General features: G+C 64.0%; 22 protein-coding genes. 13 read left to right on the top strand and 9 right to left on the bottom strand.

What is annotated here, in order from left to right; translation table 11 throughout:
• Nucleotides 1–13: 13 nt before the first annotated feature.
• The 4 genes from AC1D2F_RS15195 to AC1D2F_RS15180 are packed head-to-tail and all read right to left on the bottom strand — an operon-like array spanning nt 14 to nt 4,649.
• Nucleotides 14–919, bottom strand: a complete 906-nt coding sequence (locus tag AC1D2F_RS15195; protein ID WP_229992091.1) for a carbohydrate ABC transporter permease — start codon at nt 917–919, stop codon at nt 14–16.
• A complete protein-coding gene (locus AC1D2F_RS15190; RefSeq protein ID WP_229992090.1) occupies nt 916–1,797 on the bottom strand; it encodes a carbohydrate ABC transporter permease in 882 nt (293 codons plus the stop codon). Before AC1D2F_RS15190 ends, AC1D2F_RS15195 begins: the two co-directional genes overlap by 4 nt.
• 44 nt (nt 1,798–1,841) lie before the next feature.
• Nucleotides 1,842–3,173 (bottom strand): ABC transporter substrate-binding protein, encoded by a 1,332-nt coding sequence (locus tag AC1D2F_RS15185; protein ID WP_229992089.1) that lies wholly within the window; start codon nt 3,171–3,173, stop codon nt 1,842–1,844.
• Between the two features lie 39 nt (nt 3,174–3,212).
• Nucleotides 3,213–4,649, bottom strand: coding sequence for a glycoside hydrolase (locus AC1D2F_RS15180; protein ID WP_476967063.1), 1,437 nt, complete (start codon nt 4,647–4,649; stop codon nt 3,213–3,215).
• Between the two features lie 159 nt (nt 4,650–4,808).
• Here AC1D2F_RS15180 and AC1D2F_RS15175 point away from each other — a divergent pair, with 159 nt between their 5' ends.
• Entirely contained in the window at nt 4,809–5,030 is a 222-nt protein-coding gene (locus AC1D2F_RS15175) for a hypothetical protein (RefSeq protein ID WP_229992087.1), read from the top strand.
• 136 nt (nt 5,031–5,166) lie between these two features.
• On the opposite strand, the gene AC1D2F_RS15170 is transcribed toward AC1D2F_RS15175, so the two are convergent.
• Nucleotides 5,167–5,604 carry a GH32 C-terminal domain-containing protein gene (locus AC1D2F_RS15170; RefSeq protein ID WP_476967062.1) on the bottom strand — a complete coding sequence of 146 codons (438 nt, stop codon included), beginning with the start codon at nt 5,602–5,604 and terminating at the stop codon, nt 5,167–5,169.
• Between the two features lie 454 nt (nt 5,605–6,058).
• Between AC1D2F_RS15170 and AC1D2F_RS15165 the strand changes: the two genes are divergently transcribed.
• Nucleotides 6,059–6,721, top strand: coding sequence for a plasmid pRiA4b ORF-3 family protein (locus tag AC1D2F_RS15165; protein WP_229992111.1), 663 nt, complete (start codon nt 6,059–6,061; stop codon nt 6,719–6,721).
• An 18-nt stretch (nt 6,722–6,739) separates the two neighbouring features.
• Here AC1D2F_RS15165 and AC1D2F_RS15160 read toward each other — a convergent pair whose 3' ends face one another.
• From AC1D2F_RS15160 to AC1D2F_RS15150, 3 genes are all read right to left on the bottom strand, one after another.
• The gene (locus AC1D2F_RS15160) at nt 6,740–7,825 is read right to left on the bottom strand and encodes an AAA family ATPase (RefSeq protein WP_229992086.1); all 1,086 of its coding nucleotides are present in this window, start codon (nt 7,823–7,825) and stop codon (nt 6,740–6,742) included.
• A gap of 611 nt (nt 7,826–8,436) precedes the next feature.
• The gene (locus AC1D2F_RS15155) at nt 8,437–8,931 is read right to left on the bottom strand and encodes a DUF1801 domain-containing protein (RefSeq protein ID WP_476967061.1); all 495 of its coding nucleotides are present in this window, start codon (nt 8,929–8,931) and stop codon (nt 8,437–8,439) included.
• Nucleotides 8,932–9,162: 231 nt separating this feature from the next.
• Nucleotides 9,163–9,768: a TetR family transcriptional regulator gene (locus AC1D2F_RS15150; RefSeq protein ID WP_476967060.1), complete on the bottom strand. Its 606-nt coding sequence runs from the start codon at nt 9,766–9,768 to the stop codon at nt 9,163–9,165.
• Nucleotides 9,769–9,851: 83 nt separating this feature from the next.
• On the opposite strand from AC1D2F_RS15150, the gene AC1D2F_RS15145 reads away from it, so the two are divergent.
• The 5 genes from AC1D2F_RS15145 (at nt 9,852) to AC1D2F_RS15125 (ending at nt 16,267) form a co-directional block, all read left to right on the top strand.
• Complete coding sequence (locus AC1D2F_RS15145; protein ID WP_476967078.1) at nt 9,852–10,631, top strand: SDR family NAD(P)-dependent oxidoreductase; 780 nt, start codon at nt 9,852–9,854, stop codon at nt 10,629–10,631.
• Nucleotides 10,632–10,869: 238 nt separating this feature from the next.
• Nucleotides 10,870–11,772 (top strand): aminoglycoside phosphotransferase family protein, encoded by a 903-nt coding sequence (locus tag AC1D2F_RS15140; protein ID WP_476967059.1) that lies wholly within the window; start codon nt 10,870–10,872, stop codon nt 11,770–11,772.
• Nucleotides 11,773–11,813: 41 nt separating this feature from the next.
• A complete protein-coding gene (locus AC1D2F_RS15135; protein WP_476967058.1) occupies nt 11,814–13,292 on the top strand; it encodes an HNH endonuclease signature motif containing protein in 1,479 nt (492 codons plus the stop codon).
• Between the two features lie 172 nt (nt 13,293–13,464).
• A complete protein-coding gene (locus tag AC1D2F_RS15130; RefSeq protein ID WP_476967077.1) occupies nt 13,465–14,757 on the top strand; it encodes a C-glycoside deglycosidase beta subunit domain-containing protein in 1,293 nt (430 codons plus the stop codon).
• 31 nt (nt 14,758–14,788) lie between these two features.
• On the top strand, nt 14,789–16,267 hold the full coding sequence (locus AC1D2F_RS15125) for a C-glycoside deglycosidase beta subunit domain-containing protein (protein ID WP_364744327.1): 1,479 nt from the start codon (nt 14,789–14,791) through the stop codon (nt 16,265–16,267).
• 65 nt (nt 16,268–16,332) lie between these two features.
• Here AC1D2F_RS15125 and AC1D2F_RS15120 read toward each other — a convergent pair whose 3' ends face one another.
• Nucleotides 16,333–17,277, bottom strand: a complete 945-nt coding sequence (locus tag AC1D2F_RS15120) for a LysR family transcriptional regulator (RefSeq protein WP_476967057.1) — start codon at nt 17,275–17,277, stop codon at nt 16,333–16,335.
• A gap of 228 nt (nt 17,278–17,505) precedes the next feature.
• On the opposite strand from AC1D2F_RS15120, the gene AC1D2F_RS15115 reads away from it, so the two are divergent.
• Genes AC1D2F_RS15115 through AC1D2F_RS15090 form a run of 6 tightly spaced genes read left to right on the top strand, consistent with a single transcriptional unit; the run spans nt 17,506 to nt 23,390 of the window.
• Complete coding sequence (locus AC1D2F_RS15115) at nt 17,506–18,795, top strand: ABC transporter substrate-binding protein (protein ID WP_476967056.1); 1,290 nt, start codon at nt 17,506–17,508, stop codon at nt 18,793–18,795.
• 54 nt (nt 18,796–18,849) lie between these two features.
• A complete protein-coding gene (locus AC1D2F_RS15110; protein ID WP_476967055.1) occupies nt 18,850–19,809 on the top strand; it encodes a carbohydrate ABC transporter permease in 960 nt (319 codons plus the stop codon).
• 3 nt (nt 19,810–19,812) lie between these two features.
• Complete coding sequence (locus tag AC1D2F_RS15105) at nt 19,813–20,649, top strand: carbohydrate ABC transporter permease (protein WP_229992078.1); 837 nt, start codon at nt 19,813–19,815, stop codon at nt 20,647–20,649.
• Nucleotides 20,650–20,655: 6 nt separating this feature from the next.
• Entirely contained in the window at nt 20,656–21,027 is a 372-nt protein-coding gene (locus AC1D2F_RS15100; protein ID WP_229992077.1) for a nuclear transport factor 2 family protein, read from the top strand.
• A 30-nt stretch (nt 21,028–21,057) separates the two neighbouring features.
• A complete protein-coding gene (locus tag AC1D2F_RS15095) occupies nt 21,058–21,834 on the top strand; it encodes a TIM barrel protein (RefSeq protein ID WP_476967054.1) in 777 nt (258 codons plus the stop codon).
• Nucleotides 21,831–23,390 carry a GMC oxidoreductase gene (locus AC1D2F_RS15090; RefSeq protein WP_476967053.1) on the top strand — a complete coding sequence of 520 codons (1,560 nt, stop codon included), beginning with the start codon at nt 21,831–21,833 and terminating at the stop codon, nt 23,388–23,390. The genes AC1D2F_RS15095 and AC1D2F_RS15090 overlap by 4 nt, the downstream gene beginning before the upstream one ends.
• Nucleotides 23,391–23,407 lie beyond the last annotated feature (17 nt).

The following is a 23,407-nucleotide window of genomic DNA, read 5'->3' as shown; positions in this document are numbered from 1 at the left end:
TCCGTTGCTGCCGTCATCCCTTGGTCGCCCCGCTTTCCAGGCCCTGGATCATCGCCTTGTTGAGCACCAAGAAGACCAGCAGCAGCGGGGTGATGGTGACGCAGACGGCGGCGAACGTGGCCGTCCAGTCGGTCTTCCCCATGGCTCCGATGTAGTTCTGCAGGCCAAGCGGGATGGTCTTGAGTTCCTCAGAGAGGACGAAGGTGTTGGCAAAGATGAAGTCGTTCCAGATGAAGATGCTGTTGACCAGCACGACGGTCACGACGGTGTTGACCGACAGGGGCAGGGTGATGAGCCCGAAGATGCGGTAGGGCCCCGCTCCGTCAAGTGAGGCCGCCTCGTACGTTTCCCGGGGGATGTAGTTAAAGAATGAGGAGAACAGGTAGATCGACATCGGAAGGGCAAAGCCGGCCAGGGGAATGATCATCGACGGGTAGGTGTCGAGCAGGTTGATCGTCGAGTAGTCGATGAACAGCGGCACGAGAGCGATCTGCACGGGCACGATGATGCCGATCAAGAACAGGCCCCGGACGACCTTGCTGAAGCGGAAGCCGAGGACCTGGAGTGCATAGGCTGCCATCATTCCCAGCAGCACGATCAGGAGGTTGGCTCCCATGGTGACGATGAAGCTGTTGAGGATGTTCATCCCGAGGTTGCCGGTTTCGAAGGCGCGGGCGTAGTTATCCCAGGTAAGGGACTTCGGCAGTGCAAACGGGTCGCCCGTCGCGAAGTCCTGTTCGGTGCGAAGGCTGGTGATGAAAAGCCATGCGAGGGGGTAGACCTGCACGATGACGATGAGGGCGATCAGCACCTTTGACAACGTGCCGTAGAGACTGGGCTTGCGCCGTCTGCGCAGCGGAGGCGGGCTGTCCGGTGAAGTCATGACAGGTCTTGTAATCGGGGCTGCTTGCGCGGTCATGCGTCCGCCTTTCGTTTGAGCATGAAGAGGATGAGCCCGACGGCGGCCAGGCATTCGACGACGATGAACACGGAGATGGTGCTGGCGTAGCCGAAGTCGGTGCTCGTGAATGCCGTCTTGTACATGTAGGTGGTCAGGAGCTCCGAGGACTGTCCGGGCCCGCCGTTGGTCATCAGGTAGGGGATGTCGAATCCGCGCAGGCCGTAGGTCGTAGCCATGATGGTGGTGGTGATCCAGACGGGCCGGATGTGGGGGAAACGGATCTTGGTGAACAGTTGCCACCGCGAAGCTCCGTCGAGGCGTGCTGCTTCCTCCAGTTCCAGTGGAACGGAGAGCAACGCCGCGTAGAGGATGAGCATGTACAAGCCCGTGAACCGCCATCCTTCCGGCACCGACACTGCGGCCAGGACGGTGTTGATGTCCGAGAGCCAGGGGCGTTCGAGGGCGCCGAGGCCAATCCACTGCAGGACCTGGTTGAGCAGGCCCACCGGGTCGATCGAGTAGATACGCACGAAGAGGAACGCGATGGCCACCGTCGAGATCACTGCCGGCAGCAGGTAGAGGGTTTTTATCAGTTCCCGGCCCCGGCTCAGCGAGGTGAGGAGGCTGGCGACCAGCAGGGCGCCGCCAAGCTGCAAGACCAGGCAGATGGCCAGATAGCCGAGAGCGTTGAAGAAGGAGCGCCAGAAGATGTCGTCGCCGGTGAACATCCGCACGTAGTTTGCCAGTCCCACGAATTCCATGTCGCTGATCCCGTTCCATGAGAAGAAGCTCAGGACCAGGGACTGGAGAATCGGGAACAGTACGGCAGCGCCGTAGAGCAGCAGCGGCGGGAGGAGGAAGACCAGGACTGATAGTCGTGACCTGTTGGGAAGCATGATGAGGCCTTTCGGGTGGGGACCGGAGCCCCCCACCGCAGCGGTTACTTGAAGAACTTCGGGGCGTTTTGCGCGACGGCGTTGTCCATCGTGCTGGTGAACTGTTCGGGCGTGATGTTGCCCTGGACGAGGAGCACGAGTTCCTGCTGCAGCCGACCGTTGGTGGTCGGGTCGAGCTGGGTGTCCCACGGCATGGCCTGTTCGTTCCCGAGGTCGTTCGCCTTCTCAAGGGCCTTCTTGTACAGGGGTGTTGCGTTGGCCGGTACGGCGGTTTCCACATTGGTCGTCGGTGAGAGCGCTCCTGTGGCTGCGTATTCGGAAGGGTACTTCACCAGGGCGAACTTCAGGAAGTCGCTCACGAGCGGGTCGTAGGTCTTGGTGTTGACCGCCATGCCGATGCCGGACGGGGAGACGTACTCGTTGGCCGCCGTGACGGATCCCTGGGTCGTCGGGAGGGTGAAGAAGTCGGTGTTATCGCGGACTGCCGGATTCAGTTTGTCGGTTGCCAGGCTGGGCAGTTCCCAAGTGCCGATGTTGTACATGGCGGCCTGGCCGGAGGTGAACTGGTTCTGGGCATCAGAGTATCCCTGGGAGGAAAAGCCGTCCTGGAAGCACTTGGCCTTGCCGAGCGCTTCCATCCACTGAACGGACTTCTGGCCTGCGGGGTCGGAGAACTTGGCTTCGCCCTTCTTTAGCTTCTGGATGAAGTCCGGACCGGCTTCCCTGAACGGCTGGTAGGCGACATACCGTTCGAGGGGCCACTGGTCCTGGCCGTCGATGGCGATGGGGGTGATGCCGGCCTTGCGCAGGGCGGTACACATGGCGGGGAGGTCATCGAGGGACTTCGGGACGGACACTCCGGCCTTCTGCAGCAGGGCTTTGTTGTACCAGATGAACTCCAGCTCGAACTGGAACGGAATCATGTTCAGCGACCCGTCGTCGAACCGCTGGTAATCAAGTGCGCTGGGCCGGTAGTTGTCGTAGACGCCTAAGTCTTTGAGCAGCTTCTCGGCGTCGACCATCTTGCCCTGTTTCGCCAGCTGCTGGGCGAACGGTGTGGCGTCAGTGTCGAAGAGTTCCGGAAGCTTGTTCGCGGCGGCGAGGGTCTCAAGTTTCTGGATGTATGAGGGCCTGTCGGGGGTGGTGATCAGGTTCAGCGAGAAACCCGGGTGGTCCTTGGCGTAGTCGTCCGCGAGCTTCTTCATGATGTTGATGACGGCGCCGTCGGCCGGCCGGGACAACAGCCACGAAATTTCGCGGGGCTTGATTTCCCCGGTGGGGCTCACGTTGGAGGGGTTACTGGCCCCTCCGCCGCATGCTGCCAAAGCCAGGGCGGTGACGGCTGCCACTGCGGCAGTTCGGAAAAGTTTTATCATTACGGCAATCTCCCTTGATTGGAGTGAGGATGGGTCGAGTTAGATATCGGTGCGCTGGCGTGTTTCAAGTTCGGTGATGGTGACGGATCCTTCTCCGGCGAAGATGCCGATCCGGCCCTCGGACAGGTCATAGAGCCTCGTGCTGAGGGACACCTGCCGGTCCAGGACGGCGACACAGAGGTCTCCGTCCACGACCACTTCGAGTACGTGTTCGCCGGGGCTGAGGTCACAGGGGCGTTCCAACTCGATGTCGTACGGAACGTCGCCCGAGACATGCCATTGTGCATCGCCGGTGATTTCCCGGGGCCACCGGTCAAACACCATGCGGCCGCGCTTTGGTTCCAAACGGAGAACGTAGGACCGGTCTCCGTCGGCACTGGAGCGGAGCAGCAGGCCGCATTCTGTGGTGCCGGGTGCGATCTGCAGAACCGCCTTGGCGTAGAACTGCGGAGGCAGGACCTCTTCGGACACAACGGCTGCGAAGCCGTCCGGAACAGTGAGCGTCGCGGGAAGGTCCCGGTCGAAGGACACCGGGACCTCGTCCCAGAAGCTCTCCACCAGTTCGTCGGCGAAGGAGAACGCCAGGGTGCCGTCGGGGTTCCGGTGTGCTTCCAGGACGGACATGGTGCCCGCCCACTGCCATGCGCCGTCGTCGGAGTTGTCTTCCTTCCTGGCGATCCAGCCGAAGAAGAAGCGGCGCCCGTCCCGTTCGGCCGTCTTGGAGGCATAAAAGGCGCGCCCGTCGATGCTGTCCAGGTCCGGCACCGTCCAGGGGCCGTCGGGGCTTTTGGCCATCCGGTAGCGGGTTGTGAACGACTCGGAGAACTCTGAGTAGACCATGTACCACCAGTCGCCCCAGGAGAAGACGTCCGGGCATTCATGGGTGATGTAGCGGCGCGGATCCCAGAACGGCTCGGTGTGCTGCCAGGTCATCAGGTCACTGGACACGCACTGGGCTATGACCCCGCGGCGGCGTTCCGGCCCGTCGGAGTGCCGTGCCGCCAGCAGCATCCGCCACTGGCCTGCGGCCTCGTCCCGGAAAACGAAAGGGTCGCGCCAGTCGCCTGACTCGTAGCCGGCCGGGGCGCCGAACGTCAGTTCCGGGTGCTTGACCCAGGTCGTCATGCCGTCCGTGCTCGTGGCGTGCATGACGAGCTGCAGCGGCGCTCCGTCGGAGCCGAGGTTCCGGGGGTTCTGCCCCGTATAGAACAGGTGGTGGATGCCTGACTCGTCGCACACGATGCTTCCCGTGTACGCGTTGAAGTCCAGGTCGGTTTCACTTCCGTGCTGGAGGGAAACGCCCTGGTCTTCGAACTGGGTGAGGTCTTTGGTGGTGACCAGGTTCCAGGACGTCCCGGGCTTGGGGTCGGTGCGGACCTCGTGAAGGTAGAAGAGCCAGAACTCGCCGTCCTTCTCGAAGGGGATGAGATCTCCGACCCAACCGTCGGCGGGCTGGAAGAATACTGAGCGTTTCATCGGCGCTGATGTCCATTCTGCTTAAGCGTTTGATCAAAATCAAAGATAGCCTGATGCAAGACTTTGATCAAGCGTTTTAGCAATTTAACGTGGACGCAATCTTCGGCCCCTACTCTGAATTGGTGGGGGTTGGCCCTGCTGGCAGGGGAATGAGGGGTCATGACGGAAGAACAAGCAGCCGGCATCGTGCGAGATCTGAGGGATCTCACCGCGGGCGATGCAATTGAAGCCTGGCACGACGGACGACGCTACCACCGCGGCAAGGTGCTTCAGACAGTGCCGTCTATGGGCATGTTCTGGATCCTGGACAGCGGCAGCGGAACCCGGAAGCTCGTTGAGTTCGAGGCCATGATCGTCCGGCGTATCGAACAAGAACGCTGAAACAAGCCAGGCCCGAAAAATAAGAGAGGGCCGGATCTTGGGTTAGGGGAAAAGGGGCCGGCACCTTCAAAGATCTCAGCCTAGGTCCAGGCATCGGGGGAGAGCAGCCGCACGGCACCTTCGGCGGCCGCGAGACTCACGCGCTGACCCCCAGGGTCGGGTACACGCGGGCCGTGAGCGGCTTGCCGTTGGCGAAAATCTCGACGGCGGATCGATCCAAAAGGACGCGCAGGTGCACCCGGCCGTCGGGCATGCGGACGGGGCCCAGTTTGTCCTCCATATCCACGGTGGGGTCGAGGCTGCTGCGGGTTTGGTCGAGACGAAGGGTGCCATGGCCAGCGGTTCCGGGGCCTTCAAGCGTGCGGCCAAGTTCAATGACCGTTTCCTCGTTGTCGTCCGCGGAAGTTAGTACGCGGAGGCGCAGCGCAGCACCGAGGCGCGTTGGACGCGCGGCCTGGAATTGCCATGGGAGCCTACTCCCGCGTCGAGGTGAAACATTTAGCCGATAACCGACGTTTCGTCGAGGCTCGCCGGCTTGTCGGCAGAGGCGAACCGGCCACGCAGCCAGGGACATGGGAAGGTCACGGGCGACGCTCTACGGAAGAATTCATGAACTCGGAGCCCGAGGATAGCTGGCGAAGATAAAGCTGGACTGGCAGGGCTGCGGCTTTCGAAAAGCACTGGTTGTGCCCGGATTTGTCGCCTTCAAGCCGGTTGCGTCGGCGACGGCAACGCGGCGCGTACCCGGGGGACCGGCCACGAAGGCGGCCCAATGCAGCGGAAGCTGGGGAATCAGATCGTATTGCCCCGTGAGGACGTCATCGATCGATGTTTGACCTGCAATGTATTGAGCATCATCTGTTCCTTTCGCTTCTCCTTTCCTTGGCATGCCTTGACCCTATGAGCACGGCGCGCGGCCTACGTCCCGGACACGCGGGCACGGCACATATACGACCGATCGCAGACGCAGCTCATCGTGGCCTCTCCTCGTTGAGGGAGCGCGGATCTGCGAGGATTATCCAGTGAGCATGAGGGGAATCGAGAACCTGGCCGGGCCGGACTGGGTCCTGGAGCTGCGCGTGGGCCTGGTTGACAGTGACCCGGAGATCTGGCGTCGGTTGGAGGTTCTGGGCTCCATGCCGCTGGGGCTGGTTCACGAGGTGCTGCAGGTGGCGTTTGGCTGGGAAGATGCTCATCTGCATCGGTTTGTCGACAGCGATCCTTTCGCGCCGCTGCGGCCGGTCAACGGCGAAGTTCCCGAGTCCCTGCAGTGGCTCCCGGCACAGTGGTGCGAGGAAGAGACCGACCTGGACGAGGACGGCTGTTCGCTGGATCAGCTTCTTGCGCGTGGATCGGGGGAGGCCTTCTATGAGTACGACTTTGGCGACAGCTGGCTCCACCGGATCGAACTGGTTTCCCGCCGGCCGGCTGACCGGGACGCCCCGCCGGCGCAACTGATTGACGGTGCCCGGCGCGGCCCGTTGGAGGACTGCGGCGGTTTTCCCGGTTATGAGGAGATTCTGGATGCCCTGGCCGACCGGACGCGCCCGGATCACGCCGAGTACTCGGCCTGGGCCGCGGAAATGGCGGGCACTGACGGGCCCTTCGACCCGGATTCCCTGAGTATCGCGGACGTCAACCGGGACATCGCCAGCCGTTTTGCAGCCATGGCAGCCGCACCCCCTGAGTAGGTCCGGGGACAGTTGCTTCTATCCCCGAAGATATTGGCGAAGCCCTGGGATGGCGAAGTCAACTTTCCCGTAGCCGGCGGATTCGATCAGGCCGGCGGCGATGAGCCGGTTCCGGTATTTTGAGACCACGTTGGGTTTGGACTTGATGAGGTTTCCGATCTGGGCAGCTGCGGACGGGCCGTCCTGCTGGGCCATGGCATCGAGGAACTCGCGGTCCTTCTCTGAGATGTCCGAGAGTGCGGACTCGACGACGACCAGGGTGTTCCGTCGCTGGGCGGCCGCGATGGCGGTGCGGACATTGTCCTGATCCAGGGTCCAGCCGGCCTTGTCCGCCGCCATCCAGAGGTAGTAGCCAACGAGCTGGATCAGGAAAGGGTAACCCTCGGTGGCTTCCGCCGCTTCGCTGATCAGCTCGGGGGAGACGTCGATGCCTCCCTCGCTGAAAAGCTCAAGGTAGGAGGCGGTGACTTCGGCGGTGGCTGCTTCGTGAAGGTTGATCCTGTCGGCCCGCCGCAGGAACGTGGCCACGCCTTCGTTGAGCAGATCGGACACGGCCGAGGGGAGGCCGGCGAAGATCAGGCCGATGGGCAGTCCGTCGCGGATGAAGTGCTGCACGTCGGCAGCCAGTTGGGAGATTTCGGTCCGGTCCACGGCGTGGATTTCGTCAATCGTGATGACCAGGCCCGTCCCCTTGGCCTCCAACAGCCGCAGGAGTTCCTCTCCGGTCCGGCGCCAGTCCGGAACGCGGTCCTGGGGCAGCTGGGTGGTCAGTCCGAACCCGGCGGCGGAGAAGGCGGTGATCTTTCGCGTCGGCGGGCCGTCCCCGAGCTCGTCAACCAGGCGCAGCATGTCGTCACCGATTCTGGCCAGAAACCCGGGGTTGGCTGTCCGGGAGATCACGGCCCAGCCGTGGTTCCTGGCGATCGATTCCGCTGCGCTGAGCATCACGGTCTTGCCGATGCCCCTGGACCCGGTAATGATCGTAAGGAGCCCCGGGGCGCCCGGCCCCTGCTGCAGCCCGTATTCGAACTCGTCCAGGAGACCTGCCCGGCCGACCAGATCCGGCGGGGTCGCCCCGGCGGTCGGCTTGAAGGGGTTTTGCACCGTTGCCTCCAATGCACGTGGTTGTGGGGTGAAAGATGGTGAAACCGGTGAAAGTGGTGAAACTCCGGCCAGCCTACCAGCCCGGGCCTCATCCATGATCTTCAACCGGCCTGGATCAGCCGCCGGCCCCGACGTCACCTCGGCGGGCAGCGGTAAACCTTGGTGGACGGACCTGCCGCTGGTGCCCTAACGGCCGGAATAGGCGTTAGCGGATACTGTCTGGCAGGCATGGGGTGCATGCGCCCAATTCACACACGAACCCGCTATTCCCACCATTTTCGAGGACCGCGGCGTGGGGCCCGATGCAATCTACCTCCCGGACCATCCAAACCGGCAAGGGCCGCAGAACGGCCGTCAACCGCCAGGACCGGGCGCCTCGGCGCCCGGCGCTTCCACCTGAGCGGATTGGGGGGCCGGGGAGTGCGCACGAGGCTGGTGAGATGTAGACTGAAAGGAGCGCAATTTGTCCTTACATTCTGACAACTTTACATAACGTCGGTTATCGGCCTTCGATAATGGGTGGGGAGTTGCCGCGGAAGGGCTGTCCCTGGCATCGCCTCACGTGTCATGCGTTTCTCAGCGACCGTTTGCGTCTGCAGCAAGCCTCGGATTCAACGCTTCTTGCCCCCAACACCCGGCACGGACGCGACTTGTTTCATCCACGCCGCGATTTGGCGTTCGTCGATATCGTCCACGGATTCGAGCTCCACACCCCGCGTCGACTTGCCCATCCCCACCGGCGTCACCGGCGGTACAGGCTCGAGCGCAACGCCATTCACAAACATGAGCTTGACATGGCCGGCAAAGCCGCCGCAGCTGAAGCACCACCCGTCGCCGACGCCGTAGTACGACATGCCCCACTTCACCGAGCGCCGGAGGTCGGGCAGCGTCTTCGCCGCCAGCGCATCGACCGTTTCGGCGATGCCGCGCTGCGGCTGTGGCAGGCTGGCGATATATGCGAAGACCGGCTTGTCGCCGACAGCCGCTTTCGCGGGGCTTGCCCTGCCGGTCATGGCTTCCGGCAGCGTGATGGCTGCGTCGACATGGGTCGCTGTGCGCGTGGCCGGCTTTTCGGCTTCCCTCTCACCGATCTCCCTACTGGTCATGGAGAGTGTTATTATTCACGCATCGCGGGAAGGAGCTAGAGCGCATCTTCTAATGCACCAGCCCGGGTGACGACCGGCTTACGGGCAACTACGAAAGTCGCAAGCCGCTGTTTCGGCGGAGCGGCCCGTTTCCATCCGGGTCGCGGCCGGCCTTCGTACGGCCACTTGCTAGTTTCCTTTCACGGCAACAGGCTGGCCCTTGGTCGAAGAGTGAACCCCGATTCGCAGTCTTTAAGCCTCCGGCACCCGCAGCACCCCAACAGCGGCCACCAGATACGGCAACGGATCCGGGTCCGTTCCGGCGGCCCATTGCATCCAGGCCTCGAACGTCGCGCCGATCAGCGCGGCGCACAGATAGCCGGCAATGTCCTCGGGGACGCCGGCCGAAACCAGGTACGCCCTGGCCTGCTCGCGCTGCGGCGCCAGGGACTCATAGCTCCGGCTGGCCAACTCGGGGTGTTCGGCGATCAGCCGCAGACGGCCACGCGTGACCGCCAAATCCGGAAGCACGGCAACCCCGGCGACAACCGCCTCGCGCAGCCCCGCCAGGACGTCGCCGTCGGACGCGCCGGCAACGCGGGCTAACTCCATAACCCGCCCCGAGGCTTCGATCACCGGTTCCATGCCGCCCCAGACGAGCTCGGCCTTGCTGGAGAAGTAGCGGTACAGGCTCTTGCGCCCGATCCCCGCCTCACGCGCGATGTCCTCCATGGAAGTCTGCTCGTATCCGCGTTCGGCGAACAGCCTCAGCGCGATCGCGGCCACGGCGTCGGGATCAATCGTCACCGGGCGCCCGGTGGAGCGCGGAACGGCGGTGGTTACAGCATCCGAAGGCATCCCACCAGTATTCACCCTTACATAATGACACAGAGTGTCATAAGGTGGACCGCATCAGGATCAGCAACGTCTGGAAGGACATCATGGGCAACGAAGCTAAATGGCAGGAAACCGCCACCACCGGCCGGTTCGCCGGCAAGACCGTCATCGTCACCGGCGCAGCCTCCGGCATCGGCCAGGCCACCGCCCTGCGGATCGCCAAGGAAGGCGGCCGCGTCATCGCCGCCGACATCAGCAAGGAACGCCTGGACGACCTGGTGGCCGAGAACGCCGGGCTGGACCTGGTCCCCGTGGCCGGCGACATCTCCACCGAAGAAACCGTGGCCGCCGTCGTCGCTGCCGCCGGCGGACGCATCGACGCGCTGGCGAACGTCGCCGGCATCATGGACAACTTCGCCCCGATCCACGAGGTGGACGACGACCTCTGGGACCGCGTCTTCCGGATCAACGTCACCGCCCTCATGCGCCTCACCCGCGCCGTGGTGCCGCTGATGCTGGACGCCGGCACCGGCTCCGTGGTCAACGTCGCCTCCGAGGCCGGCCTGCGCGGGTCCGCCGCCGGCGCTGCCTACACCGCGTCCAAGCACGCCGTCGTCGGCCTGACCAAGAACTCGGCCGTGATGTACGGACCCAAAGGTCTGCGCTTCAACGCCGTGGCCCCCGGCCCCACCATCACCAACATCGTGGCCGACTGGGGATCCCAGCTCGCGGCCGAACGCCTCGGCCCGCTGATGCAGGCCAGCGTCCCCACGCCCGCCACCGCCGCGCAGCTCGCCGCGTCCATCACCTTCCTGCTCAGCGACGACGGCACCAACATCAACGGCGCCATCCTCGCCTCCGACGGCGGCTGGTCAGCGCTGTAAAGCACCTCACTAAAACGCAGGCGGACGACGGCGGGAAGTCCCGCCGTCGTCCGCTTGTGTCGCTCGTTCACCTGGTCGTCGTCGCAACACCATGGCGGTCACAGACCCCGCGTCGGTCACCAAGGACCGTTCGACGCTGACCTCGTTCGGCCCCGTCCGCTGTTGGGGTCTTGAACTATATTCGGACAAGGGAAAGGATCGGGCTGCATTGCAGGCACAAAGGAAGGCGGATTTCTGAATGGCTGAAATGCCGCCAGCCACGGTGGAAGTGAGTAACGCGGTGGTCCAGCGCCTTGTCCGGGACCAACGGCCCGACCTTGGCGATTGTCCGATAGCGCTGGTTGCGAACGGCTGGGACAACGCGACTTTCCGGCTCGGTGACGGCCTGGCCGTCCGGCTGCCGCGCAGGGCGGAGGCCGTTCCGCTGATACTGCACGAGCAGCGCTACCTTCCCGATATAGCTCGCCGCTCCCCGGTTGCTGTTCCTGTCCCCGTCCATGGCGGCAGGCCGACGTCGGACTTTCCATGGCCGTGGAGCATCGTGCGGTGGGTCCCCGGAGCCGCTGCGGCCGACGTCGGCCCGGCAGGCCGCGGGCCGGCGGCTAAAGGCCTGGCCGATTTCCTGCTGTCCCTTCACGTGCCCGCCGAAACCGGCGTCCCGGTGAATCCTTTCCGGGGCGTACCGCTTGCAGACCGTGACGCTGTGCTGGTGGAACGGCTCGGGGACCACGAACGCTACCCGCAGGCGGCAGCGCTGAGAGCAGTGTGGGCGCAGGCCTGTGCCGCCAAAGCCTGGGATGGTCCGGCGATGATGCTCCACGGGGACCTCCACCCTGGCAACATCCTGCTGGCGGACGACGGCTCCCTGGCCGGCGTCATCGATTTCGGCGACGTCGGGGCAGGGGACCCGGCTGTCGATCTTGCGGTGGGGTGGCTGATGTTCGACGCCGGCACTCGCCACCGCTTCATGGGCGCCTTTGGCTCCGCAGTGGAAGGGGACACCTGGATGAGGGCCAGCGGTTGGGCCCTCATCCTGTCCACCGCCATGCTGAGCAACTCCGACGATAATCCGCGGATGTTCAGCGTAGGAAAGTTCGGGATCAGGCAGATCCTGGATGACGGACTCAGCCTGCAACTCTGACGCCGGCGTTAAATGTCAGTGGCTCCTGCCATGCTGTGGGTATGGAAGGCAGAGCAGCTGCGGAGACGTTGGAGGCCATGGAGGCCTCCCTTGCCAGGTTGTCTGCATTTGCCGGTCGCCGAGCGGGGAACGCGGCCTCGACTGGCGCCGACCCTCTTCGGGACGAAGCGGACGCATGCCTGGACGGTATGGCTGAGGTGGCCAGCATGGAAGCCAGGCTTGCCGCGCTGAAAGTGCACTTCGCCGTCGGATATGCCCGCGTTGCCGTCGCCATGGCGGCCCCAGCCGCTTCCCCGCAGGAGCGCACCGCCCAGGAAATGGCCGTGACAGCAGAGGTGGCGTGTGCCCTGACTGTGAGTGAAAGATCGGCGGCGGCGCTCCTGGCGGAGTCAGCCGCTCTGACCACTGGGTTGCCCCTGACGCTGTCTGCGCTGCAGGCAGGGAGCATTTCATGGCAACACGCGCGGGTGATGTGTGATGAGACGTCCGGTCTGGACCCCGCCGGGGCGGCTGCTTTGGAGGCTCATTTCCTGGACCCCGAAGCTCCCTTTGCGGCGCGTGGCTGCCCGGCGGGGGAGCTGGTGCCGGGCAGATTCCGGGCCAAAGCGCGCAGATGGCGTGAGCTGCACCATCCCGTGAGCATCGAAACGCGCCACCGCAAGGGCGTGGAGGATCGTCGGCTGGAATATGTGCCGGACCGGGACGGCATGGCCTGGCTCTCGGCATATCTGACTGCGGATGTGGCGGTGGCTGCATGGTCCCGTGCCACGGAAGCGGCGCGTGCCCTGCAGGAGCCGGATGAATCCCGGACCCTGACCCAGCTCCGTGCGGACGTCGCCGCTGACTGGCTGCTGGCGGGGGTGGCGGAAGGAACTCCGTCACCCAAGGCGCAGGTCCTGGTGACCGTGCCGGTGCTGTCTCTTTTGGGCGCCGTGACTGAACCGGCCACGCTGGACGGGTATGGTCCCGTGCCGCCGAGCATCGCCCGCCGGCTTGTGGGGGATGGCGCCGGATCGTTCCTGCGTGTGCTGACCGATCCGCGCAACGGAGCGCCGCTGGAGATCGGACGGACCAGCTACCGGGTTCCGAAGCCGATGCGCCAATGGTTGCGGCTTCGGGACGGCCGGTGCCCTTTTCCGGGCTGTAACAACCATTCCCTGGATAACGAAGCGGATCATCTGTTGGCTTGGTCCGAGGGAGGCGGCACAGGGGTCACCAACCTGGGCCAGCCATGCCGGCGGCACCACCGACTCAGACACACCACAGCGTGGAGGCCGGTTGACGCGACCCGGGACCAGCCACCCGGCTGGATCTCACCTGCGGGACGCTCCTATCCAAGCGAACAACAAGACTGGGAACCACCACGCTGGCCGCAGCTCCTCGGCCACGCGGGTGAAGGCCGGGAGTTGGAACCGCCCGACCGGCTCGACGTACTTGCCGGCGCCGTCGGACCCGGAGAGGCCGGGCCGCCATTACCGGTGGATCCCTTTCCTGACTGGGCACTGTTCATCGCGGCGTAGGATCGGCGCTCCATGTTCCTGCCCGTTGCCGCCGCCCTCCATCCACCAGGCTCCCTGGCCTGGCACCCTCCGCCGAGCCTGGGAAACTTTTGGCGGTTGTGCGCTTACTTAGGTGTAAAAGCGACAGAATGATTGCTACTCTGAAATCTGCACCTAGAGAGAGTGAGCAATGATGCTTCTCGAAAGAGACCTCATTCAGTCCGTCGGCTTCCGCAACGTAACGGACGGCGGACGTGTAACCGGCTTTCAGTTCCGGGTCCGGATGCCTTCCTACCGGGGCATGGCCGCGTCCCTCATCGATGGCATCGCCGTTAGCGTTGGCGGCATCGTCGACGTCGGACCTGACGTTCCGCTGTGGACCTTCGGCAGGCGGACCTACAACCTGCGGCAGCTCTGGGAAAGTGATGGCGTGCGCTGGCCCCTTGAGGAAGCGGCAGTGGTCACCGTTCCCCTCGACGGCGGCCTGCCGCAGGGCGTCCACGAGCTCTCCATCGAGCTGCGGCTGCGGATGTCCTATATTCCGGTGGAGCACCAGCCCACCGTGCACCGGACCAGCCGCAAGGTGACGCTCGCGCCGGAAGGCGGCGAAGGTACCTTCCGCTACGGCGTTTCCCTCTACAGCTTTATGGGCGATTACGGCACTGTGATGGACCTTGAGACGGCGCTGGCCGCCGTCGCTGACGTGGGCGCAACCGGCGTCGAGATCCTCGGCGAGGGCCACGTCCCCAACTATCCGGAACCGTCGCCGGCCTGGATCGATAACTGGTTCGGCCTGCTGGAGAAGTACTCGCTGGAGCCGACGAACTACGGTTCCTGGATAGACACCCGTCTTCACCCGGGCCTCACCATGACGGTCGCGGAGGGTGCAGAGGCCCTGCAGCGGGACCTGCGGCTTGCCAACCAATTGGGTTTCGGCTTCGTGCGCCCCAAGATCGGCGTGGTGTCCAGCGATCTGGTCCCAGACCCCATCTGGACCGGGTCCGTGGAACGCTCCCTTGATCTGGCGCACGAGCTGGGGATCATCATCTGCCCCAAGATCCACTCCCCGACGCCCATCAAGCACCCCGTCGTCGAGGACTACATCGGACTCATCGAACGGACCGGAACCAAGAACTTCGGCCTGCTCATCGACACCGGAATCTTCCAAGACCGGCCCATCCCGCTGCGCGCAGGTGAGACCCGCGAGACCCGGCCCGCCTTCCTCGACGGCATCGGCGTCGACCCCGCCGACTTCGCCGATATCGCCCAGTACGTGGTGTTCGTGCAGGCGAAGTTCCACGACATCAACGAGCAGCTGGAAGACCAGCAGATTCCCTGGCTGCCCGTCCTCAAGGCCCTCAAGGAATCCGGCTACACCGGTTATCTCTCCAGTGAATATGAAGGCGAACGCACGCCGTGGCGCGCCATTGAGCAAGTGCGGCGCCAACACGCCCTGATCCGCCGCATCACCGGCGAACTTACCTGACCCATCCCATTTCCCAGTAAAGAGAACAACAATGCCAAACGGACTTCTTGACGATGCAAGCCTCCGCACCCACCCCGACGGTCTCGCGCTTGCCCTGACTCTGCCGTGGTACCGGAGTCTGTGGCTCTCCTCGGTCTCCAGCCTGCGGCTCACCGTCGACGGCCAGGATATCCCCGCCGAGAACTTGTCCCTGGAACTGGGCGGTGTCCGCTATGCGCTCCCGGACCTGCCCGCTCAAAGCGAAACGCTCTGGTACCTCCAGGAACATCCCTTGCTTATCGCCAAAACGGAGAGCCCTGTTGCCTTGGGCGAGCAGCACACCGTCCGGCTCATCGGTGAGCTGCGCCTGCCGTACATGCAGATTGCTCCCGGCCAGGACGGCGGTCCCGGCATGTACGTTCCCAACTTCGTGAACCAGGCGCTGGAGCTGACTGTCACGGACAGGGCTGCGGCGGCACCGGACTTGACGACGGTGGTCACGCCGCCCCCACCGAAAGCGGAGGACGATCCGTTCTCGCTGGGGCTCACCCTGTACTCGGCAAGTGCCGAATTCCGGGCCGGCTGGTACGACTTCGACGGTCTGCTGAACCGCGTGGCCGAGCTGGGCATCGGCCCCGGGATCGAGATTGTGGCGTCGCAGGTCCTGCCTACCTATCCCAACGTGACTGACGACTTCGTGCGCTCGTGGCAGGAGGCCTTCGACAAACACGGCTTCACCGCCAGCTCCTTCGGCGCCAATCTGGACATGGGACGCCGCCGTGACCGCGACATGACCCCGGACGAGGAGTACGAGTTCACGCAGACACTCTTCCACGGCGCCAAGAAGCTCGGTTTCCCGCTCGTCCGCATCCAGAGCGCGAAGCCGGAGCTGCTTCGCCGGCTGCTGCCGCTCGCCGAGGACCTCGAACTCAAACTTGCCTACGAGATCCATGCACCGCTGGGACCCAACTCGCCCGAGATCATGAAGGTTCGCGACGTCTACGCCGAGCTTGATTCACCGCTGTTGGGCTTCGTGGCTGACTTCTCCTCAACCATGCACAGCATGTCTCCCACGCTCCTGCGCGCGGTTCGCCGTGCCGGGCTGGACGATGAAGCGGTGGAAAGGCTGCAGGCTATCTGGGGCACTGAGGCGCCGATGCGGGTGCGGCAGGAGGAGTTCATTGCGTACCTGCGGGGACGTGACTTCGATCCTGCCCGGCTTGGGTCCTTCGCACACCTGGCGTTCAACATGCACGGCCACGTCAACCCGAAGGAGTGGGCTGACATCATGCCGCAAATCATGCACGTCCACGCGAAGTTCTACGACATTGATGAGCAGGGCAACGAGCCGGCCATCGACTATCCGGAACTGGTCCGCGTATTCGTCGAAGGTGGCTACCGCGGTTACTGGTCCAGCGAATGGGAAGGCCATGCCTTCGCTGAGCTCGGTGAGGTGGATCCGCTGCTGCTGGTGCGGAAGCAGCATGACCTTGTCCGCAAGAGCATGCGGACGGCGCTGGCATCAGCCTGACCTGAAAGACCGACGTCCCATAGCCTCGATGCCCGTCCGTTTTAGCCGGCCGGGCATCGAGGCATTTAAGGGGCTCCCTTGGTTGCGGCGGCTGCCACGATGTCAGCAGCCTCTTTGAAGAGGCCCCGCATCCACTCATGCTCGGAGTCGCGGTTGTGCACGGGGTGCCACCACAATGCATTAACCAGCGGCGTGGCATCGAAGGGCAGCGGCAGGATCCGAATCCYGCCCACGCGCAGAGCGAACGGCACCAGGGCCGCCTGGATGAGCGCGATCCGGTTGGTCCCAACCACAAAGTGCGGCAAGGACTGGAAACTTTCAACAACCACGTCCACGCGTGGCTCAACGCCCAACTGCTGGATCTGCCGTTCCGCCGATGTTGAGGCTGAGCGCGTCTGATAGGTCATCACCCAGGGAAGTTCAGCGATGTTTTCCATGGTGATTTGCTCGCCGACGGCTTCATTGGACGTGGAGACCATGGCCACCCACCCGTCCCTCCACAGGTCCAGGTAGGGCAGCCCGGTGAGGAATCCATGGGGAATCACCATGCCGTCCACCGATCGAAGGCGGTTGGCTGCATCCTCCACCACCATCGGATTGTGGAGCATAAACCGGAACCGGACTCCTGGGGCGCGCTCGGCTGCAAGCTCGGAAGCAACCCGGCCAATGGTAGTGAAGCCGTAATCCGAGCCGTAGATGGAGAACTCGCGCTCGGATTCTGTGGGCTCCCAGGTGGCCTGGCTTTCGAAGACGCGGCGGGCGGCCTCCAGCGCGGTGGTGGTGTGCTCCGCGAGCCGGAGGGCGAAGGGGGTGAGCTCATAAGCATTACCGCGGCGGGCCAGGATCGGGTCCCCAAAGTGGGATCGGAGCCGGGCGAGCGAGGCGCTGAGCGCCGGCTGGCTGAGGTGGAGCCGCTCGGCCGCCCTAGTAACGCTTCGCTCGGTAATGAGGGCATCCAGCGAGATCAGCAGGTTGAGGTCGAGACGGGAAAGCAGGACATGTTTCGTCACGGCGCAGCGATCCTTTGGAAGTGGAACCGTTTCAAGTGAGTTTATCAGCGGGATCTATAACATGGGCGAAGTCATCAGGCATCTGGATAGACCTTCCGCGGACCTCCGTTGGACTTATGTCCGTCATAGCGAATACTTATGTGTGTTTTAGGCACATCTCCTGCATACTTGTGAGTGACCGGGGTCACGACACCCGGATTTTGGACAATGAAGTCAGAAAGGCTGGACATGACACAGCACCGTCGCTATTCGGGCCTGAAGGTCGGCGCCCTCGCCGTCCCCACCGTCGCAGCACTCATTCTTACCGGTTGCTCGGCCTCCACCGGCAGCAGCTCCTCTTCGGGTGGTTCCCAGGAATTTTCACTGTCCTTCGCGACGTCCAACACCATCGAGAGCCCCTTCCAGGTGTTGGCAGAAAATTACATGAAGTCACACCCGAACGTGAAAATCACCTTCAATCCTCAGCCGAACGACTCCTACGACCAGACCCTGCGCACACAGCTCCAGGCCGGAAACGCCTCAGACGTCGTAGTGACCTCACCCGGCTCCGGCACCGGCCGCAGCATCCTGCCGCTCGTCCAGGCAGGTTTCCTTGAGCCGCTTGACGATGCCGCGAAGCAACTGCTCCCCGAAGGAAGCACCAGCACCTTTGGATCCGACGGCAAGGTGTACGGCCAGGCCACGGAAATCACGATCTCTGCCTTGGTGAGTAATGAGACGGCTGCAGATGCAGCCGGTGGCTTCCCTGCCGACTTTTCTTCCCTCCAGCAGCAGTGCAAGGCTCTGGAGTCCTCCGGTAAATCCCTCTTTGCCCTTGCCGGATCAGCCCCTCCCAACACAGGGCTGATGGCGATGTCCCTGGCAGCCTCGCGCGTCTACGCGGAAGACCCGAAATGGAACGATAAGCGCGCCGCCAAGGAAACCACCTTCGCCGGCTCGGACGGTTGGAAGGCAGCCCTCGAAGCGGTTAATACCTTGAAGGATGCGGGCTGCTTCCAGAAAGGTGCTGCCGGCGGCGGTTTCGACGCCATCACCAAGGGGCTTGCCAGCGGAACGTCCGTGAGCGGCTTCATCCCGGCCCCAAGCTGGAAGCAGCTGCAGTCCGCCGCTGGGGGCTCCCAATTCGCCGTACGGCCGTTCCCGGCGGAACAGGGCTCGGGCAACAGCTACGTATTCGCCAGCGCAAACTACGCCTTCTCCATCAACGCGGCCTCCAAGAACAAGGACGCTGCCAAGGCCTTCCTCGACTGGGCCGCACAGCCTGAGCAGACCAAGGCCTTCGCAGAAATCGACGGTGCCCTGCCGGTCAGCGGACTCGACAAATACGATTTCGACGGCGGCGCCTACAAGAACGTCGGCGTCCTGATCAAGGACGGCAAGTACGGCCCCCTGCCCAACATCCAGTGGCCGAATTCCGCCGTCTACGACGCACTGGCCACGGGGGTCCAGGGCATCATCACCGGCCAGAAGAGCCCTGACCAGGTCCTGCAGGCCATGGACGCGGCCTGGGAACAGTAGCAGTTCTTCACCATCAACGTTCCGACGACTCAAAGGGACAAGCAAGGAATACCAATGACTGCGACGATGCAACCGAAAAGCGAAGCAGCTGAAGCACCCCGGCGAGGCAGGCGGACGCCGGGGACTGGTGAGAACACCCGTCCCCGGCGGGCGCCCATGCAGTTCGGACACTGGTGGTGGGCGCTGCCCGGGATCGCCCTGGTGTTTGCCATCCACTACGTGGCAACCGGTATCGGCGGATTCTTCGCCTTTACCAACTGGACGGGCATCGGCTCGTTCAAAATCACGGGCTGGGCAAACTTTGAGGCCATCTTCAAGGACCCCACGAAACTCGGAGCCCTCTCCAATACCCTCTTTCTGGCCTTTGGCTCGGTTCTCCTGGGCAACATCGCCGGGCTGGTCATTGCGCTGGGCCTGAACCGCGTCCTCAAGACGCGCTACATCCTCCGGACCCTCTTCTTCATGCCGGTGGTGCTCAGCCCGCTAGCCACGGCCTACATCTGGAAATATATCTTCGACTTCGACGGTCCGCTCAATGCTTTTCTTACGGCAATAGGCGCCGGCGACCAAGCCAAGCCGTGGCTGGCCGACCCGCAGTGGGCCATCTGGACCGTCCTGGTGGTGCTGGTCTGGTCTTCCACCGGCTTTGCCATGGTGATTTTTATGGCCGGCCTGGCAGGTGTCCCCGTGGAAGTGGAGGAGGCGGCGGCCATTGACGGCGCCAACCTGTGGCAGCGGTTCCGCAACGTTACCCTGCCCGCCATCCGCCCCGCCGTCGCCATCGCCACCACGCTGGGAATCGTCCAGGGGCTGCGCGTCTTCGATCCCATCATGGCGCTCACCGGCGGCGGACCGGCCGGAGCGACGGAAACGCTGGCCACGCTGGTTTACAAGCAGGCCTTTGCGCTCGGGAACTTCGGGGGCGGTGCCGCCCTGGCCCTGGTGCTCGCCGCTATCATCCTGATCTTCGCCGTTCTCCAGCAGCGGCTGACGCGTTCGAACCCTGAGGACTAAGCCATGTTCCGCTACACCAAACTCACCCTGCTCCGCGAAGTCGGCCTATGGGCGCTCGCCCTGCTGTTCCTCGCGCCGTTCTACTTCCTGGTGACAACTGCCCTGAAACCGGACAACGAGTTGTTCACCACCTCGGCCCTGGCTCCGCCAACAAGCCCCGACTTCAGCAACTTTGTCGACGTCCTCACCGCCACCGGCAACTCCAACGTGGTGATGGGCCTGGTCAACAGTGCCATCATCACCGCGGGCAGCATCGTGGGGCTCATCGCACTCGGTTCCATCACCGGATACGTCATCTCCCGCAGCACCCGACGCTGGAGCAAGGGCGCGTATTACCTCTTCCTGATCGCCATCATCCTCCCCGGCCAGCTCGGCGCCGTCCCTCTCTACATGGGTGCACGGGCCCTTGGACTCACCGGATCCGCTTGGGGCCTGATCATCCTGTACACGGGCATGCTCCTGCCGTTGTCGATCTTCCTCTACGCAAACTTCTTCCGCGGCCTCGGCACGGACTACGAAGAAGCGGCCACCATCGACGGCGCCAGCAAATCCCAGATTTTCTCCAAGGTGGTGTTCCCCATGATGGCCCCAGCCACGGGAACGGTCACCATCTTCGCCGGGCTCATCGTGTGGAACGACTTCTTCACGTCGCTGATCTTCCTGGGCGGCTCCGCCAACCAGACACTGCCGGTGGCCATGTACTACTACATCGGTTCCCTGGTCTCCCAGTGGAACTCGATCTTCGCGATAGTGATCGTCTCCATGATTCCCATCCTGGCGCTGTTCCTGTTCGCACAGAAGCGGTTCATCCAGGGCTTCTCCGGCGGCCTGAAGGGCTGACCCGCGATGGTGGACAACCGCGCAGCGTTCGAGCGCTTCGTGGAGATCTTCTACACCCAAAAACGGGTGCGTGAAGCCTTCGACTTCCTTGTGGCCGGCGACTACCGGCAGCACAACCCGACCATTCCTGACGGGCCTGAGGCGGCAGTAAGAATGCTGACGCCGAAGTTCGACGGATCGCCAGACTCCCGGTTCGAGGTTCAGCGCATCCTGGTGGACGGTGACCTGGCGTTGGTGCATGTACGCGCTTCAGGTCCCGGGCGACCCGACGCCGCCGTCGCAGACATTTACCGCTTCGAAAACGGGCGGATTGTTGAGCATTGGGACGTGCTTCAGCCGGTTCCTGAGCATCCGGTCCACGACCACCCCATGTTTTAGACCACTATTTCAATTCTCTAGGAGACATCCATGTTCCAACTTTCGCCCAATATCGACCTTTTGTTCGCCGAAGCAGGCGAAAGTGCTGCTGACCGGGTTCGCGCGGCGGCAGCGGCCGGCTTCGACGCCGTCGAAATGTGGGGCCCGACGGGCAAAGACATTCCGGCCCTGAAGGACGCACTCGAGGAAACCGGAGTCCAGCTCACCTCCCAACTGGCGGAACCGCGCATGCAGTTCATGATCCCGCCCCGCAACCACGATGCTTTCTACACCGGTCTGGACGCCGGCGTCGAAGTTGCCCAGCAGCTCGGCTGCCCCCGGATGGTAGTGGGCAGCGGTACCGGATTCGGTGGGCGCAAGCGGCAGGACCAGCTGGACGAACTGATCGAGATCTTTACCAAGGGCACAGCGCACATCGAGGGTTCGGGCATCACGCTGGTCCTCGAGCCGGTGAACGTCAGGGTTGACCACCCGGGAGCCCTCCTGGACCGGACCTCGGAAGCCGTCTACATCGCCCAGGGCGTCAACTCGCCCAACTTCGGCGTTCTCTACGACCTCTACCACTCCACGGTCGAGGGCGAGGATGTGGCGGCCGAGCTCGCCAATGCCGGCGACCTCATTAAGTACGTGCAGATCGCCGACGCTCCGGGGCGCGGGGAGCCCGGTTCCGGTTCCATCGACTGGCGCGCCCGGCTCACGGACCTGAGGAACAGCGGCTACGCCGGCCCCATCGGGCTTGAGTACTACCCGACCATCGACTCGGCGAAGTCCGTCCGGCGCATCCAGGAACTGGTGGCGGGACGGTGAGCGGGAACCGGTATCCCGCTGCGGTCGACGTCGCCATCGTCGGCAGCGGCCCCACGGCATCGGCGTACGCACGGATCCTCAGCGAGGAAGCCCCTGGCGCCACCATCGCCATGTTCGAGGTGGGCCCCACAGTCAGCAATCCACCCGGGGCGCACGTCAAGAACATTGAGGATCCTGAACGCCGAAGCCTCGCGCAGCGGGCATCGGAAGGCCCCGGTGCAGGTGCCGAGACGGTGAACTCACCCGGCGCGGTCAAAAGCGGGGAGCGAAGGGCCAGGCCCGGAACCTACCTGCTGCAGGACGGCTACGCCTTCCCCGGCGAGGACGGGATGCCCGTTGCCGCCATGTCCAGCAACGTGGGCGGCATGGCCGCCCACTGGACCGCTGCCTGCCCCCGCCCGGGCGGCAAAGAGCGCATTCCGTTCCTGCCGGACCTTGAAGAGCTTCTTGACGACGCCGACCGACTGCTGGGGGTGACCACCCGCGCCTTTGACGGGGCCCCGTTCTCCGACCTCGTCCGCGAACGTCTTTCAGCCACGGTGGATCAGGGTCGGGACCCTGCCCATCGCGTCCAGCCCATGCCGCTCGCCGTACACCGGCGGGAGGACGGCGGCCTGGTCTGGTCAGGTTCCGACGTGGTTATGGGGGATGTGACCCGGGAAAATCCGCAGTTTGAACTTTATGATGAGTCGCTGGTGACGCGCGTGCTCCTGGAGGATGGCGCTGCTGCCGGCATCGAAGTCCAGGACCGCCGCAGCGGCGAAACCCATCAGGTGGCCGCCCGCTACGTTGTGGTGGGTGCGGATGCCCTGCGCACGCCGCAGCTGCTGTGGGCTTCCGGGATCCGGCCCGACGCCTTGGGCCGCTACCTCAACGACCAGGCGCAGGTGGTGTTCGCGAGCAGGCTGCGCGATGTCACGGCTCCGCAGGGCCGGGCAGCCGCCAACGGCGCGCTCAGTGAGCAGAGCGGAGTTGCCTGGGTTCCCTACACGGACGAGGCGCCCTTCCACGGCCAGATCATGCAACTGGATGCGTCACCTGTTCCCTTGGCCGATGATGACCCCGTTGTCCCGGGCTCTATCGTGGGGCTTGGCCTGTTCTGCGCCAAGGATCTGCAGCGAGAGGACCGGGTGGTGTTCGAGGACGGCACCCGCGACTCGTACGGGATGCCCGCCATGCGCATCCACTACCGCCTCACCGGGCGGGACCATGAGGTACTGGACCGCGCCAAGCAGGAAATTGTCCGCCTGGGCAAGGCTGTAGGCGAACCACTCGACGAGCGTCCGTTCGCCATGCCGCCCGGCGCATCGCTTCACTACCAGGGCACGACCAGGATGGGTGCAAGGGACGACGGCGAGAGCGTGTGTTCGCCCGACAGCCAGGTGTGGCAGGTCCCCGGCCTCTTCGTGGCTGGCAACGGCGTCATTCCCACCGCAACGGCATGCAATCCCACGCTGACGGCCGTCGCCCTCGCCGTGCGCGGGGCCCGGAAACTCACAGAAGAACTCAACAGCTCTTTACTTATGTCTGAATCAGACAATAGACTGACTAAATAATGAATAAGTGGCGCGAT

The organism is Arthrobacter sp. P1_B3, assembly GCF_056406615.1.
This window is presented reverse-complemented; position numbering and strand designations above follow the sequence as displayed.

Bases quoted from the DNA above. Each gene is read 5' to 3' on its own strand.
- AC1D2F_RS15190 (WP_229992090.1), bottom strand. From the start codon at position 1,797: ATGCTTCCCAACAGGTCACGACTATCAGTCCTGGTCTTCCTCCTCCCG.
- AC1D2F_RS15155 (WP_476967061.1), bottom strand. From the start codon at position 8,931: ATGACCAGTAGGGAGATCGGTGAGAGGGAAGCCGAAAAGCCGGCCACG.
- AC1D2F_RS15150 (WP_476967060.1), bottom strand. From the start codon at position 9,768: ATGCCTTCGGATGCTGTAACCACCGCCGTTCCGCGCTCCACCGGGCGC.
- AC1D2F_RS15145 (WP_476967078.1), top strand. From the start codon at position 9,852: ATGGGCAACGAAGCTAAATGGCAGGAAACCGCCACCACCGGCCGGTTC.
- AC1D2F_RS15115 (WP_476967056.1), top strand. From the start codon at position 17,506: ATGACACAGCACCGTCGCTATTCGGGCCTGAAGGTCGGCGCCCTCGCC.
- AC1D2F_RS15180 (WP_476967063.1), bottom strand. From the start codon at position 4,649: ATGAAACGCTCAGTATTCTTCCAGCCCGCCGACGGTTGGGTCGGAGAT.
- AC1D2F_RS15175 (WP_229992087.1), top strand. From the start codon at position 4,809: ATGACGGAAGAACAAGCAGCCGGCATCGTGCGAGATCTGAGGGATCTC.
- AC1D2F_RS15165 (WP_229992111.1), top strand. From the start codon at position 6,059: ATGAGGGGAATCGAGAACCTGGCCGGGCCGGACTGGGTCCTGGAGCTG.
- AC1D2F_RS15100 (WP_229992077.1), top strand. From the start codon at position 20,656: ATGGTGGACAACCGCGCAGCGTTCGAGCGCTTCGTGGAGATCTTCTAC.
- AC1D2F_RS15105 (WP_229992078.1), top strand. From the start codon at position 19,813: ATGTTCCGCTACACCAAACTCACCCTGCTCCGCGAAGTCGGCCTATGG.
- AC1D2F_RS15095 (WP_476967054.1), top strand. From the start codon at position 21,058: ATGTTCCAACTTTCGCCCAATATCGACCTTTTGTTCGCCGAAGCAGGC.
- AC1D2F_RS15185 (WP_229992089.1), bottom strand. From the start codon at position 3,173: ATGATAAAACTTTTCCGAACTGCCGCAGTGGCAGCCGTCACCGCCCTG.
- AC1D2F_RS15135 (WP_476967058.1), top strand. From the start codon at position 11,814: ATGGAAGGCAGAGCAGCTGCGGAGACGTTGGAGGCCATGGAGGCCTCC.
- AC1D2F_RS15195 (WP_229992091.1), bottom strand. From the start codon at position 919: ATGACCGCGCAAGCAGCCCCGATTACAAGACCTGTCATGACTTCACCG.
- AC1D2F_RS15140 (WP_476967059.1), top strand. From the start codon at position 10,870: ATGGCTGAAATGCCGCCAGCCACGGTGGAAGTGAGTAACGCGGTGGTC.
- AC1D2F_RS15130 (WP_476967077.1), top strand. From the start codon at position 13,465: ATGCTTCTCGAAAGAGACCTCATTCAGTCCGTCGGCTTCCGCAACGTA.
- AC1D2F_RS15170 (WP_476967062.1), bottom strand. From the start codon at position 5,604: ATGTCCCTGGCTGCGTGGCCGGTTCGCCTCTGCCGACAAGCCGGCGAG.
- AC1D2F_RS15125 (WP_364744327.1), top strand. From the start codon at position 14,789: ATGCCAAACGGACTTCTTGACGATGCAAGCCTCCGCACCCACCCCGAC.
- AC1D2F_RS15110 (WP_476967055.1), top strand. From the start codon at position 18,850: ATGACTGCGACGATGCAACCGAAAAGCGAAGCAGCTGAAGCACCCCGG.